At 61.0% G+C, this 15,490-nt stretch carries 15 protein-coding genes; 7 read left to right on the top strand and 8 right to left on the bottom strand.

Annotated elements, in window-relative coordinates; translation table 11 throughout:
* Positions 1 to 172 precede the first annotated feature (172 nt).
* The 3 genes from GCT13_RS12035 to GCT13_RS12025 all read left to right on the top strand — a co-directional run bounded on the left by GCT13_RS12035 (position 173) and on the right by GCT13_RS12025 (position 1,691).
* Entirely contained in the window at positions 173 to 454 is a 282-nt protein-coding gene (locus GCT13_RS12035) for a hypothetical protein (RefSeq protein ID WP_152758167.1), read from the top strand.
* Positions 423 to 668, top strand: a complete 246-nt coding sequence (locus GCT13_RS12030) for a hypothetical protein (RefSeq protein WP_152758165.1) — start codon at positions 423 to 425, stop codon at positions 666 to 668. The genes GCT13_RS12035 and GCT13_RS12030 overlap by 32 nt, the downstream gene beginning before the upstream one ends.
* 285 nt (positions 669 to 953) lie before the next feature.
* Positions 954 to 1,691, top strand: a complete 738-nt coding sequence (locus GCT13_RS12025) for a DUF1796 family putative cysteine peptidase (RefSeq protein WP_152758163.1) — start codon at positions 954 to 956, stop codon at positions 1,689 to 1,691.
* A gap of 489 nt (positions 1,692 to 2,180) precedes the next feature.
* Here GCT13_RS12025 and GCT13_RS12015 read toward each other — a convergent pair whose 3' ends face one another.
* On the bottom strand, positions 2,181 to 2,870 hold the full coding sequence (locus GCT13_RS12015; RefSeq protein WP_152758161.1) for a Crp/Fnr family transcriptional regulator: 690 nt from the start codon (positions 2,868 to 2,870) through the stop codon (positions 2,181 to 2,183).
* A 295-nt stretch (positions 2,871 to 3,165) separates the two neighbouring features.
* Here GCT13_RS12015 and GCT13_RS12010 point away from each other — a divergent pair, with 295 nt between their 5' ends.
* The 3 genes from GCT13_RS12010 to GCT13_RS12000 all read left to right on the top strand — a co-directional run bounded on the left by GCT13_RS12010 (position 3,166) and on the right by GCT13_RS12000 (position 5,142).
* Positions 3,166 to 3,522 (top strand): glycosyltransferase, encoded by a 357-nt coding sequence (locus GCT13_RS12010; protein ID WP_152758159.1) that lies wholly within the window; start codon positions 3,166 to 3,168, stop codon positions 3,520 to 3,522.
* 313 nt (positions 3,523 to 3,835) lie between these two features.
* Positions 3,836 to 4,771 (top strand): 2-dehydropantoate 2-reductase, encoded by a 936-nt coding sequence (gene panE / locus GCT13_RS12005; protein WP_152758157.1) that lies wholly within the window; start codon positions 3,836 to 3,838, stop codon positions 4,769 to 4,771.
* Positions 4,772 to 4,842: 71 nt separating this feature from the next.
* Positions 4,843 to 5,142: a hypothetical protein gene (locus GCT13_RS12000; RefSeq protein ID WP_152758155.1), complete on the top strand. Its 300-nt coding sequence runs from the start codon at positions 4,843 to 4,845 to the stop codon at positions 5,140 to 5,142.
* Positions 5,143 to 5,220: 78 nt separating this feature from the next.
* Here GCT13_RS12000 and GCT13_RS11995 read toward each other — a convergent pair whose 3' ends face one another.
* The 7 genes from GCT13_RS11995 to GCT13_RS11965 all read right to left on the bottom strand — a co-directional run bounded on the left by GCT13_RS11995 (position 5,221) and on the right by GCT13_RS11965 (position 13,128).
* Entirely contained in the window at positions 5,221 to 6,738 is a 1,518-nt protein-coding gene (locus GCT13_RS11995; protein WP_152758153.1) for an OprD family outer membrane porin, read from the bottom strand.
* Between the two features lie 155 nt (positions 6,739 to 6,893).
* Positions 6,894 to 7,892 carry an ABC transporter ATP-binding protein gene (locus GCT13_RS11990; RefSeq protein WP_152758151.1) on the bottom strand — a complete coding sequence of 333 codons (999 nt, stop codon included), beginning with the start codon at positions 7,890 to 7,892 and terminating at the stop codon, positions 6,894 to 6,896.
* Positions 7,889 to 8,878, bottom strand: coding sequence for an ABC transporter ATP-binding protein (locus GCT13_RS11985; RefSeq protein ID WP_152758149.1), 990 nt, complete (start codon positions 8,876 to 8,878; stop codon positions 7,889 to 7,891). The genes GCT13_RS11990 and GCT13_RS11985 overlap by 4 nt, the downstream gene beginning before the upstream one ends.
* Position 8,879: 1 nt before the next feature.
* On the bottom strand, positions 8,880 to 9,770 hold the full coding sequence (locus GCT13_RS11980; RefSeq protein ID WP_152758147.1) for an ABC transporter permease: 891 nt from the start codon (positions 9,768 to 9,770) through the stop codon (positions 8,880 to 8,882).
* A 5-nt stretch (positions 9,771 to 9,775) separates the two neighbouring features.
* Positions 9,776 to 10,714 carry an ABC transporter permease subunit gene (locus GCT13_RS11975; protein WP_152758145.1) on the bottom strand — a complete coding sequence of 313 codons (939 nt, stop codon included), beginning with the start codon at positions 10,712 to 10,714 and terminating at the stop codon, positions 9,776 to 9,778.
* Positions 10,715 to 10,732: 18 nt separating this feature from the next.
* Positions 10,733 to 12,349, bottom strand: a complete 1,617-nt coding sequence (locus GCT13_RS11970) for a peptide ABC transporter substrate-binding protein (protein WP_152758143.1) — start codon at positions 12,347 to 12,349, stop codon at positions 10,733 to 10,735.
* A gap of 209 nt (positions 12,350 to 12,558) precedes the next feature.
* Complete coding sequence (locus GCT13_RS11965; RefSeq protein ID WP_152758142.1) at positions 12,559 to 13,128, bottom strand: cupin domain-containing protein; 570 nt, start codon at positions 13,126 to 13,128, stop codon at positions 12,559 to 12,561.
* A 772-nt stretch (positions 13,129 to 13,900) separates the two neighbouring features.
* Between GCT13_RS11965 and GCT13_RS11960 the strand changes: the two genes are divergently transcribed.
* Positions 13,901 to 15,421, top strand: a complete 1,521-nt coding sequence (locus tag GCT13_RS11960; protein WP_152758140.1) for a peptide MFS transporter — start codon at positions 13,901 to 13,903, stop codon at positions 15,419 to 15,421.
* The last annotated feature ends 69 nt before the right edge of the window (positions 15,422 to 15,490 follow it).

Raw genomic sequence — 15,490 nt, 5'->3', positions numbered from 1 at the left:
TCGTAGAGTTTTAGCCATTGAACCCCGCCTCTCACAAAGAGGCGGGGTTTTTGCTGACGGGTCACTTGGATAACTAAGCAAAGTTTTCCGCGCCCGTCTATCGGCTGCTGATTGTCCACTTCTTCAAGACACGTTCAACCCAACAAGACCCGATGTATTCGGGCGAGACATCGTGCAGCGATTACTCATTCCCACTGGCCGCTGGAATGTCCAGGCCGAATCGACCTACGGCCAGTCGAATATCCGGCTGTCGGGCCGCGCAATTTCGGACACACAGACCCGTGAACAGCAGGTGCAGACCATCCTGCTGACGCAGGACCAGGCGCAGGAACTCATCTCGACACTAAACACTGCTCTGCGCGAACTGGAACTGCAACGCAGCGCGTCGCTGGCGCGAGCCGCAGAGGGCGAAGGCGTAGTGGATGGATGGGACGATTCGCTGCTTCGGGGCTGACCGTTTTCATCTTCGCCTATCCCACCTCATACGCGATATGTACAGCTCCAACCGGAAGCAGTTGATTGACTACGAGGTGCGCCTGCTGGCGCTATGGAAGACGAACTCGATTCTCATCGAGACACTAAAAGCCATTCAGGGGAGCCTGTCACCGGACGACGTGCAACAGCGTGCCATTCTCAATCGCATTGAGCTGGCGCTCGAACAAATATGAGTCACCCCCTGGCAGCACCAGGTCCCGTGACAGAAGGTACTACTTTGGTGCCCATCGACCCCAATGGAGTCTATACGTTCACGCTTGAGCCGGAACAGGCGCGGCAGCTTATTCGGGACCTGAGCGCACCCGTCCTCGCATTGGACCTGAAAAGGTATCGCTGAGGAGTTGTGCCAAGGCAAGGCGCGCCCCGTGTCCAGGCACGTGCGAAGAGTCGGAAGTCTGCGAGCACACATTTGAGCCGCATTCCGCGACGAACGAAACTGCATTGCCGCCGAGACATTCATGCAAGCAAAGCTAAAATTCCTCAAAAAATTTGCCGTGTTTGGCCGAAAGAGTCCCCTCGACAGATCATATGATCAGGTCGTAAGCATTGGCTCAAATTGCGAAGTGACCTGGAATATCCGCCATCACTTCAAGACGGGAAAGGCTTATCCGTTCGATTGGTGGATGACGCCCTTTCATGCGCTGCTCGATGTTCTTGATGCGCGATTCAGTGGCCTTTTCGAGCCGTCGAATTTGTCTATTCCGGCGGACCGGGGGACCGTCGTCGACACGCGGTTCAATCTCATGTATCACCACGATTTCGCAAGAGATGAAGACGGTCGGGTGATTGTGGGCGACGTGGAAAAACAGCTCATGGATTTGCGAAAGAAATACGCTCGACGCGCTGATCGGTTCGTCAACGAACTAGACGGCAAGAAGGTGTTGTTCGTCCGAAACAGATGCGGCAACGATCCGGCGTATTTGAATGGCGATTACGGCGACATTCAACCCGATCAATGCATGGAGATTCAACGCGCACTTTCGGCGCTTTTGCCGCACACGCAGTTCGACTTGTTCGCGACGAACAAGCCCGGTTTCGAGGCTTTTTCATATCGCGGGTCAGAGATCTTCAGCGACTTGATCATCGAGCACGGCGATTGCAGCGACTATATGGTATCGCCTCAAGGTTGGGCAGAGATGTTCGAGCGTAACCGCATTGTGCTTCGCGGCGCAGTCGCCGATCGACGCGTGCCGTGACGGCCTGAGCAGGAAAATCATTTTCTTCGCGGAGATCATGGGCGCCTATCGGTCCGGGACCTGATGGCGTGAAATGAGCTTGCCTCTCCTGCGCCGCAGGCGAGAGTTCGAGCTGTTTGCGTCGCCTATCATCTGTTTCGGCAAGCAGCAGCCAGCCCTTTTTGCGCATCTATTTCAGGCGGCCGTGAAGCATCGCGGGTGCTCGACTCGGAGCAGCCAGACTGCATATACCAAAGCCAACGGCGGCCTCGCAACGGACGTGAAAAGACGTTCGGTAACCGATTCCGTCGAGGCAGAGCGAGCCTGACGCAAGTAGAGGGGGCGCCGGGAAGACATCAGTGCACGCGTCAGATCTTTGCAATGAACATAAGCGCTGACACTGTGAAAGGATTACCAGTCAGACTTGGGAACGCGCTCAATCGGTAACCGCAAACGTTTGACTCCTTCCGGCGCTGACAAAACAAGGCAAGCAAGCGGCCAGTTTAGATATCAATCAAGTTCAAATCCCGCAGCAATTCTTTGCAACCTGGCGGCATTGCGAATACGTAAACGCCGCCCCATCCGGACGATCACCTCATCGGTCTCGAGAGACTTTAGCACCCGGGATACGGTTTCGCGGCTTACTTGAGCTAAAGCTGCCATTGTTGCCTGGTCCGGAATTTCCACTACTGGCCATTCCCCTGAGACATGTTCTCTCAAACTGGAAGCGATCAACGCTGCAATGCGAGTCTTCGCACGTGGCGAGCCCGATCCCGCAAAACGCCGCGCCCATTCCAAAATCTCAGCCGCCATCAACTCATTGACCGAATGCACGATCGTGGGAGATCGAAAGAGTGTGCGGGCGTGCGTACGACTCAGCGTGGCAATAGTGCTGCGACCTATCGCTGCAACACTAAATATCAATGGAACGCGCTGAATTATTGTTGCAGCGCCAAAGGCTTGTCCGCTGCTATACGTGCGAATTGGGATCTCGCGTCCGTCAACTGACACAACGAACGAACGCAACTCGCCTTCTAGCAGCATATGCAGACCAGAGTTTGCGTCGCCTGCGAATGCCACATATTCTGCTGACTTCACGCGGCTGATACGCGTCCATTCGGCGATCTGCTTTAACTCTTCCTCGGTAGCCGTCTTAAGCAGCGATTGCTCTCTCAGTAACTGAATCGTCTTTTCTTTCATTTTGCTTCCGTGCGGTTAAGCGCAATTAAGCAAAATTAGAAATCGCCTTGCACGTAAATTATGTGACCAAGAGCACAATTCTCTTCGTTTGGCGACAACCGCTGCAATGACCAGTACCGCGTGGTGGTCAAAGCCGAGCTATTACCGCGCCTTGGTAGTACCCAAATTCGAGTTCCTGCATCAGGTCCGGATAGTCACGTTCGATACTCCAGCCGATCGAACGGCAGCTGCACATTGCCACTGATCGACGCGGCAGGGATAAAGTCACGATCGTAGATTCAGTCACAACCGGGACATGCCGACCATCTTTGCGCTTGCCGATTTCGTCGTGCTCGCGGGTGCATTCGATCAATGTGGTCTGCGCATCAATGAGACGTTTGCGGCCGGGAGGCCCGCCATTGTGACGCGAACGTACGGCGTAGCGAATGAACTTGTGCTCGACGGGGAGAATGGCTTCATTGTGAAGCAGGGCGATATCGACGCATTGACGGACCGGATCGCGCTACTGGCAGCGGATGCAGCCTTGCAGGAACGGCTTTCGAAAAATGCCGCATCGACATTCGTCACTGGACCCACGGCGCTTTTTGCAACAAACCTGCTCGATCTCGCGGAATCACTAGCCGGGGCGCGTTCGCGCGCAGACTCCCGTTGAATCTGCTGCCGATGTATACGGTACCGGTACGGAGAAAAGTCGAACTCCACGCGCATCAGCCGATTGCAACAACGTGTCGAATTTCGACAAATCCCGTTGTGCCTGCAGATAGAACGCGGGGACGCCGTGCTGGCGGAAACCCGCGACGCGACGCTCACGTTGGTGGACTGACCTGGAACCTGCCGCAACGCGGGTGTGTTCGCCGCGCGCAGGGATGCCGTACCTACGATAGACTGATTCGCATGAGCATGGCGTCAAACGCACAAAGCCGCGCGCGATCCCAACATACAGGAAGAAACCCCAAGGAGATGCAATGCGAATTCTCGTAGTCGGCGCGGGTGCCACAGGTGGATATTTTGGCGGCCGTCTTGCACAGGCGGGACGCGATGTCACGTTTCTCGTGCGTGCGAAGCGCGCCGAAGAGCTTCAACGCTCGGGGCTCGTCATCAGGAGCCCGCGCGGCGATGTCACGTTGCGCGACGTGAAGACCGTGCTCGCGGATCAGATCAGCGAGCCCTATGACCTCGTGCTGCTGAGCTGCAAGGCCTACAGCCTCGACGATGCAATCGAATCGTTCGCGCCCGCCGTCGGCGAAACGACGATGATCCTGCCCGTGCTAAACGGCATGCATCACGTCGATGTGCTGAGAGAGAAGTTTGGCGCATCGAAAGTATTGGGCGGCCAGTGCGTGATCGCCGCGACGCTCAATCGCGAGCGCGAAGTCGTGCATCTGAACGACATGCATTCGATCGGCTTCGGCGAACTCGGCGGCGGCATCAGCGAGCGCGTGCGCGCGATTGCGTCGACGTTCGAAGGCGCGGGCTTCGATTCGACGGCGGCCGACAACATCCTTCAGCAGATGTGGGAGAAGTGGATGTTCCTCGCGACGCTCGCGGCCACCACCTGTCTGCATCGTGCCGCCATCGGCGACATTCTGAAGACGCCGGATGGGCGACGCGTGATCGAAGGCATGTTGAGTGAATGCAAGGCCGTTGCGACGGCAAACGGGTATCCGCTCGGCGAAACGTCCAATGCGCGCGCGCAGACGATTCTCTTTGCCGAGGGCTCGCCGTTGACGGCATCGATGCTGCGCGATATCGAAGGGCAGTCGCGCATCGAGGCGGATCATATCGTCGGCGATCTGATCGCACGCGGCGGCGACGCGCAACAAGGTGCGCTGTCGTTGTTGCGCGTCGCGTACAGCCATCTGAAAGCATACGAGGCACGGCAGGCGCGACAATCAGCTTAGGCCGCGAATACAGGGCGGGGCGTGCGGAAGCTGAAGTAGAATCGACGGCACTGACTCACGCGAGGTGGATCATGCCCACTCCACAGGGATCGGTGCCCGCCCTCTGCACGGCTTCCGCGACGATGTTCTCGATCGGGATCATCTTTCTCGGCTACTGGGGCCTGCAGGAAGCAGGCGACTGGACGCTCGCCGACAAGTTCGTCGCGGGGCTTGCGATACTCGGTTTTGCGTTTCTCGGGCTCGTGCCGTGGATGGCGACGAGTCCCGTCGAACCGGAAACCAGCGATACGAAGGTTCGCATCGCGCGCGTGATGTTTCTGATGGGCGTGATCGCGGTGTGGACGGCGATTGTGGTGTCCGTTATCTTCTGAACATTGGTGCGGGCCGTTCTCGCGCTTGCGGCCATCCAACGTCGACACCCGCAAGCATGAACTGCATCGAAGCGCCGCTTAGAACACCTTCACCGGCACATTCACGACAAGCCGGTACTCCATGTTGTCCGGGTCCGAGTAATGCGCGGTCGACTTGTGATACATCGCGATGAACGTGATCTTCGTATCCTTGAAGCGGCCGCTTTGCAGGGTATAGCTCGGAATAAAGCCGATTTCGTGGTGCGTGCCGTGCACATACTCGCCATTTCGCGTGTACGGGCCGATAGCATTGGAAGCCGCGCCGGCCGATGCATCTGCGCCCCAACCCGTCACACCCCACACCATCGCCTTGAAGCCGGGCAGACCTGCATACTTGCCATCAAACGTATAGCGCAACTGAAATGACTTTTCGTGCGGCGCGTTGTAGTCCACGTCCATCGAGTTCACGAGATAAATGCCGTTGGTCTCGTTCACATAGTCGAAGAACTGGTCGCCGAGAATCTGCTGATAGCCGAGCAGCACCTGATGCGGACCATGCTGCGCCGACAGCGACAGGCTGTACGCATTGTTGTTGATATGTCCTTGCAGCGCGGAACCCGTCTGGTGCGTCGAGTAGATGTTCGCGAGGCCTGCCCACTTGACGTTATTCACGTCGCCGATCGAATGCGAGATCGACGCGTAGAACTGATTCCACACGTCTTCAGCCTGGTCCGCGTACAGCGTGACTGTGCCGTTCGGCGAATAGTCCCAGTTGCCGCCGAAGTAGCTCAGTCGCTTGAACGTCGTGCCGCCGTACGACGTGTTCATATCGGTCAGATTCGTGTGGCCGCGCGCGTCGACCTTCGTGAAGCTGCCCGCTTGCAGCGTGACGTTGTGAATGTCGTTGCTCACGGCCGACACGCCGAGGAACGTCGGCGGCAACGAGCGGTTGTCGTGCGGTTCCAGGAACGGATTGTTGTCGACGATCTGCAAGCCGTACTTGACGACCGTCTCGGAGATGCGCCCCTTGATGTCGTACATGCCCGGATATGCCCACGCGAGCTGATCGGAGCCGCCGCCGCCTTTGCGCACGTGCACCATGTTGCCCGCGCCGTTGCCGCCGTCGAGCTTCAGCGCGGCGAACAGCGACGCATCGACGCCAAGCCCGACGAGCCCTTGTGTATAGCCCGATTCGAAGTTCGCCTGCATGCCTTGAACCCATGCGTGACGATGCGGCCCGCCTTCGTTGTCGAACTGGTCGGCGTAGTTGCGGAACAGCAGATTCAGATGGCTGTCGGCGACGAGGCCTTTGCTCTTCGCCTGGCTCGACAACTGCTCGGGCGGCGTGACGGCCTGGGTGGCTTCGGCGTTCACGACGGCGTTGTTCGTTTCGGGCGTCGCCTGCGCAAGCGTCGTGGCCGCCGGTTTGGCCTTCGCGCGCGGCGCGGGCGCGGCCTGCGGTGCGGTTTGCGGTGCGGTCTGCGCCACGGCTGCGCTTGCGGCGGCGGGAACGGCCGCGTCGTCGGCGAGCGCGCTCGTCGCCATCGTCAACGCAGGCAGGCCGATTGCCAGCAGCGCGAGTGTCGAGGCTCCTGATGCGGTTCGTTGGGTCGTCATTGAAACTCCAGCTTTTTTCTAGTTGATTGAACAGTGGCGCGGCGGTCGGCCGAACCACGCTTTCCGCCCGTTTCCACCGTCGCGGAAACGAACGCCTCCCTCGACGTAGCGGCTGGCTGCGTCGTGGAATGGGGTCTCGTCGAAATGAGTGTTCGTCAGGTCATCGCGGCGCGAATGCAGGCAACTCGCGTGTGGCCGATGCCCGTGGCCGTTACGACGGGCCGCTCGTGCGCGCACGCGTCGATCGCATCGGGGCAGCGCGTGCGAAACGCGCAGCCGAACGGCGGCTTGAGCGGCGACGGGATCTCGCCGCGCAACAGCACGTGTTCGCGCGCGCGTTCCGCGGCCGGATCGGGCAGCGGCACGGCCGACAGCAGCGCGCGCGTGTACGGATGCTGCGGTTCGCGATACACGTCGCGCTTGTCGCCGAACTCCATCACGCGGCCCAGGTACATCACGAGCACGCGCTGGCTGATGGCTTTCACGACGGCGAGATCGTGCGCGACGAACAGCAGCGACAGCGACAGTTCGCGTTGCAGGTCGCGCAGCAGATTGACGATCTGCGCCTGGATCGACACGTCGAGCGCCGACACGGGCTCGTCGCAGATCACGAGTTGCGGCTCGCCGATCAACGCGCGCGCAATGCCGGCGCGCTGGCACTGTCCGCCCGAAAACTCATGCGGATAGCGGCGCAGATGATGATTGTTCAGGCCGACGCGTTCGAGCATCGTCCGCACGCGCACGCGCGTTTCTTCGCGGCCCAGTTGCGGCTGATGCGTCTTCAGCGGCTCCGCGACGATCTGTTCGATCGTCATGCGCGGATCGAGCGATGCGAGCGGGTCCTGGAAAATCATCTGCACGTCGCGGCGAATTTGCGCGGTGTCTCGCCTCGCATCGGCGGCAACCGTTTCGTGGCCTTTCCATTGCACGCTGCCTGATGTGATGGGCGCAAGCCCGATGATCGCGCGCGCGAGCGTCGACTTTCCGCAGCCCGATTCGCCAACGAGTCCAACCGTTTCGCCGCGGCGCACGTCGAACGACACGCCATCGACGGCGCGCAGCGTCGCCTTCTTCGACCACGGAAAGCCGCCCCGTGCGATCTGGAAATGCACGCTGAGGTTGTCGACCTGGAGTAGCGTTTCATGAGCGCTCATAGCACCTCCGCGATGGTCTGGACGGGACGATGGCACGCGCGCAACGCACGCGCTTCATCGCCGAGAGGTTCGAGCGCGGGGCGCGTCGCGCGGCACGCGTCCTCGGCGAACGCGCAGCGCGGCGCAAACGCGCAACCCTGCGACGCCTCGCCCGGCAGCGGCGGATTGCCCGCGATGGTCTGCAACGGCTGGTCGTCTTCGTCGGTGAGGCGCGGCAGCGCGTTCAGCAAGCCGATCGTGTACGGATGCGTAGGCGCGGCGAACAACTGTTGCGCGGGCGCCTGCTCGACCGTCTGACCGGCGTACATCACCATCACGTCGTCGCACAGTCCGGCGACCACGCCCATGTCGTGCGTGATCAGAATGATCGCGGTGCCGCGCTCGCGGTTCAACTCGCGCAGCAGTTCGATGATCTGCGCCTGCACGGTGACGTCGAGGGCCGTCGTCGGCTCGTCGGCGATCAGGATTTCGGGCTCGGACAATAGCGCCATCGCGATCATCACGCGCTGGCGCATGCCGCCCGAAAACTCGTGCGGATACATGCCGATGCGGCGCGCGGCATCGGGAATGCGCACGCGTTCGAGCGCTTCGATTGCGCGTGCTTTCGCTTCGCGCCGCGACAGCTTGCGATGCAATTGCAGCGTCTCCGTCATCTGCCGCTCGATCGTGAGGAACGGATTGAGCGACGTCATCGGGTCCTGGAAGATCATGCCGATGCGATCGCCGCGAATGCGGTTGAGCGCGGCGTCGTTCATCGTCAGCAGATTCGCGCCGTTATAGAGCGCTTCGCCGCTGACCTTGCCGTTCTTCGCGAGCAGCCCGAGCAGCGCCATCACCGTCTGGCTCTTGCCCGAGCCTGATTCGCCGACGATGCCGAGCGTCCTGCCTTTTTCGAGCGAGAACGACACGCGCTGCACGGCGTCCACGGGCGCGCCGTCGTGGCGCGAGAAGCGCACGCTCAGGTTTTTTACTTCGAGTAATGGCATGTCAGCGGTCCTTCGGATCGAGTGCATCGCGCAGGCCATCGCCGACAAAGCTCACGCAATACAGCGTCGCGCACAGCATGAGCGCGGGACACAGCAGCAGCCACGGCGTCGATTCGAGCTTCTGCGCGCCGTCCTGGATCAGCACGCCCCAGCTCGTCATCGGTTCCTGCACGCCGAGTCCAAGAAACGACAGCACGGATTCCGTCAGCACGATGGTCGGCACCGTGACCGTCGAGTAGACGACCACCACGCCGATGAGATTCGGCACGATATGACGCGTGATGATCGAACGCGAACCGACGCCGATCGCCTTCGCCGCGTCGATGAACTCGCGCGAGCGCAGCGACAACGTTTGACCGCGCACGACGCGCGCCATGTCAAGCCACGAAAACGCGCTGATCGTCAGCACGACCAGATAGAACGCGCGGCCGAACAGCGTCATCATCAGGATTGCGATCAGCATGTAGGGGATCGCATACATCATGTCGACGATGCGCATCATCACGGCATCGACGCGTCCGCCGAGATAGCCGGCCGTCGCGCCCCACGCGACGCCGATCAGTCCCGACACGAGCGTGCCGAGCAAGCCGACTTCGAGCGACACGCGCCCGCCCACCAGCGTGCGCACGAGCAGGTCGCGGCCCAGTTCGTCGGTGCCGAACCAGTGCATGTTGTCGAAGGTCGGCGCGAGGCTGATCGCGGCCCAGTCGCTGTCGATCGCATTGTTCGGCGACAGCAGCGGCCCGGCGAAGCACGCGAGCACGATGAGGACCAGCAACAGCAGCGCGATGAAGGCCGCGCGGTTGCGCGCGAAACGGCGCGCGGCAGTCGCGAGCGGGCTGCGCGAAGGCGGCGCGCCGGCGACGGTCAAGGTGACAGGTGGCGTTCTCATCGGTATCAGTAGCGGATACGCGGATCGAGCCATGCATACGCAAGGTCGACGAGCAGGTTGAAGAGGACGGCGACGACCGTAGTCAGCACGACGAGGCCGAGCACGAGCGTGTAGTCGCGGTTGATTGCGCCGTTGACGACGAGCTGTCCGAGGCCGGGCAGCGCGAACACCGATTCGGTGACGACGGCCGCCGTGATCGACGAGATGCACACCGAGCCGAGCAGCGAGACGACAGGCATCAGCGCGGGCTTCATCGCGTGGCGCAGGACGATCGTGCGCGCGGGCAGGCCCTTCGCCCGCGCGGTGCGGATGAAGTTGCCCGACAGCACTTCGATCATGCTGCCGCGCATCACGCGCGCGATCAGCGCGACGTTGATGAAAGTCAGCAGCACGATGGGCAGCACGCGATAACGCCATTCGCCTTCGCCCCAACCGCCCGCGGGCAGCCAGCCGTGGCCGTCCGCGGTCTTCAGCAGAATGGCGAACACCCATACGAGCAGCGGGCCGAGCACGAACGGCGGCACGACGTTGCCGATATTGCCGAGCACCATCACCGCGTGATCGGTCACGCTATCGCGCCGCACGGCCGCAATCGTGCCGAGCGCGACGCCGATGACGACCGCGATCGGCACCGACACGCCGCCGACACCAAGACTCACGGGCAGCGCCTTCAGCACGAGATCGGTGACGGACCAGTCGGTGTAACGGAACGACAGGCCCAGGTCGCCGTGCAGCAGTCCCCACAGATAGTGCAGATACTGCTGCCACAGCGGCTCGTCGAGGTGATAGCGCGCGTTCAGGTTCGCGATCGTGGCCGCCGACAACTGCTTCTCGGTGTCGAACGGGCCGCCCGGCGTGAGATGCAGCAGCAGATAGCACGCGGTGATCACGGCGAGGATGGTCGGGATCGCCCACAACGTGCGGCGCAACGTGTATGCAAGCATGGGTGCGATTCCTGCCGTTTAGTGCTTGAGCACGTACATGTCTTGCGACGCGCGCATGTCGAGATAGTTGGTCGACGTGTAGCCGCCAACGTAGGGCTTCACGAGACGCGCCGCCGAGTACTGGAACAGCGGGATCATCGGATAGTCTTTCATCGCGAGGTCATGCGCCTGCGTGAGCAGTGCAGTGCGCTGTCTGTCGTCGGTCTGCTGGTTCGCCTGATCGATCAGTGCGTCGACTTTCGGATTGCAGTAGTGCTGGTCGTTCTGCACGCTGCCGCAGCGGATCAGGTCGAAGTACGACATCGCGTCGTTGTAGTCGACGAACCAGCCGTCGCGCGACGCCTGCACCTTGCCGTCGTGGCGCTGCTTGAGCAGCACCTTGTATTCGACGTTCTCCAGCTTCGCGTTCGCACCGAGTTTCGTGCGCCATTCGGAGGTCACGAAGAGCGCAACCTTCTTGTGCAGATCGTTCGTGTTGTACGTGAAGGTGAACACTAGCGGCTTCGAATCGGAGTAGCCCGCTTCCTTCAGCAGGTTGCGCGCGTAGTCGACGCGTTTGGCCATCGGCCACGACGCCCACTCCGGCTTGTAGACGGCTGCGCCTTCCGTGCCCTTCGAGATCAGGCCGTACATCGGCAGTTCGCCGCTCGACGTCAGCTTCGACGTCAGCAGATCGCGATCGATCACCATCGACAGCGCCTCGCGCACGCGCTTGTCCTTGAAGACGGTCTCGTCGTTATTGAGGCTGTAGTAGTACGTCGCGATCTGCAGCCCTTTCTGCAACTGCTGGCCGAACTGCTTGTCGACCTGATTGAAAATGCCGGAAGGAATCGTGTAGGTGTAGTCGAACTGGCCCGCCTGATACATGCGCATGGCCGTTTCATCGCTTTCGATGGGCAGATACGTGACCTTCGAAATCGCCACCTTCGGCGCGTTCCAGTAGTTGCCGTTCTTCGCGATCACGAGGCGATTGTTCGGCTGCCAGTCCGAAAGCGCGAACGCACCGTTGCCGACGAAGTTCGCGGGACGCGTCCAGTCGCTGCCGAACTTCGTGACGATGGCCTTGTCGACGGGCGCCATCGTCGCCATTGCGGTCAGTTGCGGGAAGAACGCGGCGGGCACTTCTGTCTTCACTTCGAGCGTGTACGGATCGACGGCACGCACGCCGAGGCTCGTCACGGGCGCCTTGCCCGCGATGATCTGCTTCGCGTTCTTCACGAACTCGACGAGCACCGTGTACTTCGAACCCGTCTTCGGATCGACGACGCGTTGCCACGAGTACACGAAGTCCGCTGCCGTGACGGGCTGGCCGTTGCTCCACTTCGCGTCGTGCCGCAGCTTGAAGACCCACGTATCAGGCGCCGTGCGCGTCCACGACTGCGCGACGCCGGGGACGATCGCACCTGCCGCGTCGATGCGCGTGAGGCCTTCGAACAGATCGAGACCGATCGTGTTGCCCGTCCACGATTCGATGTGCGCGGGGTCGAGCGATTCGGTTTCACCGGGCACCTGGCGTGTCAGTTCCTGGCTCGCGGCGAGCGTTGCACCGGGCGGAATCGCGACGGCCGATGCGTTTTGCTGAAGTGTAAGGACGAGCGCGGTCAGCGCCGTCGCGTAGACGAACGTTGTTTTCATGGTTGAAGTCGCAGAAAGAGTCGGGAGAGGAACGCAAGCGGCACGGATGCCGCTAACGGTTATCCGCGTGATGTGGACCGGGGTGGCCCTTGCTCGGTGTACGGCATAGAGGATTCCTTACAATTATTATTACAGGCATCCTGCACCGCCGATTCATCGCGCTCCCCGACATGCGGAAGCGCTTCCAACCAGGATTGAATGCCCGCCTTCTAAAGCAGCCTCGGCGTACCTACCCAGACAACCACCGACTCTTTCCGTGCCGTATTCGCCCAGCTATGCGGCACCGTCGATTCGTAATGCGCACTGTCTCCCGCGCGCAGCACGAAGGTCTTGCCTTCCAGCGTCAACGACACTTGCCCTTCGATGACATAGATGAACTCTTCACCGGCATGTGTCGTGACTTCGGAACGCTTTTGCCCGGGTGGCATCCTCACGAGGATTGCTTCCAACTGACGGCCCCCCGACAGATTGGTCATCCGGGCAAACAGATTCGCCGAGTCTGCGAAACCAAAAAACTTCAGCTCGTTTGCGCGACACACCGAACGCTCTTCGCTCGGCGTATCGACGAAGTACTGCACCTTGACACCCAACGCATGCGCGATTCCCGCCAGCGACGTGATGGACGGCGATGCGAGTCCGCGCTCGACCTGTGACAAAAACGGCTTCGAAATGCCTGCTGCCGTCGCCGTTTCATCGAGCGTGCGCTTCAGCCTTTGCCGCAGCGCGCGGATCTTGCTCCCCAGTGCAAGTGCCGTGTCCTTCTCAAGTGTCGTGACCATAACAAAACCAAATTAGTCCGTCAAAATTAGTTTGATGTAAGTAAATCTTGTTAGATGACGTGCCGCGCGTGTCCCGTCTCGAAGACGTTGACCACGCATCGACACCGCTCATGCGCGTTATTTAATTTCGAGAAAGCACTCTATGTTGCCAGATCGCAAGGAGCGTCCATCGGATTCGCATTAGACGACTCGATCCGCATAAGAATGGCGCGTGAATTTCGACGAGAGTTTTAATGCGGACCTCAGTGAATTCCCGAAGCGACAAGACGCTTCTTCATGCGCAGAATCGCTACCTCGCGCGGTTCGGCCTTGCAGGGACGAACCGCCTGCACTTCCGTTCGCAGCGATCCTGCGGCGGTCTCTTGATCGGCACGTCCTGACCGGGCTGCCACCGATAACCGAAGGTGAACACGCATGTCGATTCATTCCACAGTCTTTCCTGCAGTCTTTTTCCGCCATCCCGCCTGTCGCGCACGAGTGTCCCGAGTGGGGCGCAAATCCGGTCCGGGCGCGCAATGCTTTATCATTGAGCCTTCGTCACGCGGTTTTCTCGCGTTGACGGTCTCCCGCTGAAGTCCTGGTTGTTCCGTTTTCGACGCGGACCGCAACGTCCGTCGCTCGTACCGCACTGAACCGTCGTCGGATGCCGCATTGCGCATCGGCCACCACGGCAAGTCATCGACGATCTACAGTTTTTCCAGCTTCGCCACGTACCATGGCGTCGTATCGACGCGTGCGCGCGCGGCTGCTTTTGCATGAATACGAGGAACACATGAACTCACCCGTATCCCAGACCCGGTCGTTTTCGACGGTCTTTCTCATCGAGATGTGGGAGCGCTTCGGCTACTACGGCATGGCGGCACTGCTCGTGCTGTTCATGATCGACAAGCTCGGTTTCGACGACAGCCACGCAAACCTCACGTGGGGCGCGTTCGCGGCGCTCGTGTACGCGTCGCCGTCGATCGGCGGCTGGATCGGCGACAAGGTTCTCGGCGCGCGCCGCTCGATGATCTTCGGCGCGCTCGTGCTCGCGGCTGGCTATCTGATGCTCGCGCTGCCGAACGACAGCCTCGACTACATGTATGCGTCGCTCGGCGTGATCGTGGTCGGCAACGGCCTCTTCAAGTCGAACGCGGCGAATCTCGTGCGCCGTATCTATGAAGGCGACGACGCGCGCATCGACAGCGCGTTCACGATCTATTACATGGCGGTGAATATCGGCTCGACGGTGTCGATGCTCGCGACGCCGTGGATCAAGGATCACTGGGGCTGGCACACGGCGTTCGCCGTCTGCGGCGGCGGCATGCTGATCGGCGTGATCAACTACTTCCTGATGTTCCGCACGCTGTCGCATATCGGTTCCGGGCCGGACGCCGAACCCGTGCGCTGGATGCGCGTGCTGGCCGTCGCGCTCGGCGGCATCGCGCTCGGCACGGCGACGATGTTCGTGTTGCAGCACAAGGCGATTGCCGTCGCGTGTGTGTACACGGCGGGCGTCGCGATTCTCGCGATCTTCGCGTACATGCTGCTCAAGTGCGAGCGCTCCGAGCGTTCGGGGCTGCTCGCCGCGCTGATTCTCGTGCTGCAGGTCATCCTCTTCTTCGTGTTCTATCAACAGATGTCGACGTCGCTGACGCTCTTCGCGCTGCGCAATGTCGATCCGACGTTCTCGCTGTTCGGCTCGCATCTGTTCACGTGGAGCGCCGCGCAGTTCCAGGCGCTGAACCCGATCTGGATCATGCTGCTGAGCCCGGTTCTCGCGACGCTGTATACGAAGCTCGCGAAAAACGGCAAGGACGTGCCTGTGGCGGCGAAGTACGCATTCGGTTTCGCGGTGGTCGCGGCAGGCTTTTTCGTCTATGCATGGAGCGGCAGCTTCGCGGTGAACGGCCGCGTGTCGTCGTGGTGGATGGTCGGCGGCTACGGGCTGTACTCGCTCGGCGAGTTGCTGGTGAGCGGCCTTGGCCTCGCGATGATCGCGCGCTACGTACCCGCTCGCATGAGCGGCTTCATGATGGGCGCGTATTTCGTGGCGACGGGTGTCTCGCAGTATCTGGGAAGCGTCGTCGCGAATCTGGCGAAGATGCCGGCCGGCGATCTCGATCCGATGACTTCGCTGCCGCTGTATACGAAGCTCTTCACCGAACTCGGCTGGCTCGCGGCGTTCGGCGCTGTGGTCGCGATCCTGCTGTTGCCGCTGATGGGCAAGCTGTCGCGCGCGCATCAGCGCTGCGCCGAGGAAGCGCGTGAGAATTCGCGCAAGGCCGGAGCGGTGGCCGCTTCGGCGCAATGAAGCCGTGGCCCTGCGGGGCCGTTCCGTTTCAATGAATGCCGGAAGGCGTGCCGTTGGGCGCGCCTTTTG

Origin of the sequence: Paraburkholderia franconis (assembly GCF_009362735.1) — a bacterium.
GTDB classification, from domain to species: domain Bacteria; phylum Pseudomonadota; class Gammaproteobacteria; order Burkholderiales; family Burkholderiaceae; genus Paraburkholderia; species Paraburkholderia franconis.
Note: the sequence above shows the minus strand (reverse complement) of the source record. Positions and strands in the feature narration are given on the sequence as shown.

What these genes read in the sequence shown, in the direction of transcription:
- GCT13_RS12030 (WP_152758165.1), top strand. Translation starts at nt 423, where the DNA reads ATGGATGGGACGATTCGCTGCTTCGGGGCTGACCGTTTTCATCTTCGC.
- panE (WP_152758157.1), top strand. Translation starts at nt 3,836, where the DNA reads ATGCGAATTCTCGTAGTCGGCGCGGGTGCCACAGGTGGATATTTTGGC.
- GCT13_RS11970 (WP_152758143.1), bottom strand. Translation starts at nt 12,349, where the DNA reads ATGAAAACAACGTTCGTCTACGCGACGGCGCTGACCGCGCTCGTCCTT.
- GCT13_RS11965 (WP_152758142.1), bottom strand. Translation starts at nt 13,128, where the DNA reads ATGGTCACGACACTTGAGAAGGACACGGCACTTGCACTGGGGAGCAAG.
- GCT13_RS11980 (WP_152758147.1), bottom strand. Translation starts at nt 9,770, where the DNA reads ATGAGAACGCCACCTGTCACCTTGACCGTCGCCGGCGCGCCGCCTTCG.
- GCT13_RS12025 (WP_152758163.1), top strand. Translation starts at nt 954, where the DNA reads ATGCAAGCAAAGCTAAAATTCCTCAAAAAATTTGCCGTGTTTGGCCGA.
- GCT13_RS12010 (WP_152758159.1), top strand. Translation starts at nt 3,166, where the DNA reads ATGCCGACCATCTTTGCGCTTGCCGATTTCGTCGTGCTCGCGGGTGCA.
- GCT13_RS11960 (WP_152758140.1), top strand. Translation starts at nt 13,901, where the DNA reads ATGAACTCACCCGTATCCCAGACCCGGTCGTTTTCGACGGTCTTTCTC.
- GCT13_RS12000 (WP_152758155.1), top strand. Translation starts at nt 4,843, where the DNA reads ATGCCCACTCCACAGGGATCGGTGCCCGCCCTCTGCACGGCTTCCGCG.
- GCT13_RS11975 (WP_152758145.1), bottom strand. Translation starts at nt 10,714, where the DNA reads ATGCTTGCATACACGTTGCGCCGCACGTTGTGGGCGATCCCGACCATC.
- GCT13_RS11995 (WP_152758153.1), bottom strand. Translation starts at nt 6,738, where the DNA reads ATGACGACCCAACGAACCGCATCAGGAGCCTCGACACTCGCGCTGCTG.
- GCT13_RS12015 (WP_152758161.1), bottom strand. Translation starts at nt 2,870, where the DNA reads ATGAAAGAAAAGACGATTCAGTTACTGAGAGAGCAATCGCTGCTTAAG.
- GCT13_RS11985 (WP_152758149.1), bottom strand. Translation starts at nt 8,878, where the DNA reads ATGCCATTACTCGAAGTAAAAAACCTGAGCGTGCGCTTCTCGCGCCAC.
- GCT13_RS11990 (WP_152758151.1), bottom strand. Translation starts at nt 7,892, where the DNA reads ATGAGCGCTCATGAAACGCTACTCCAGGTCGACAACCTCAGCGTGCAT.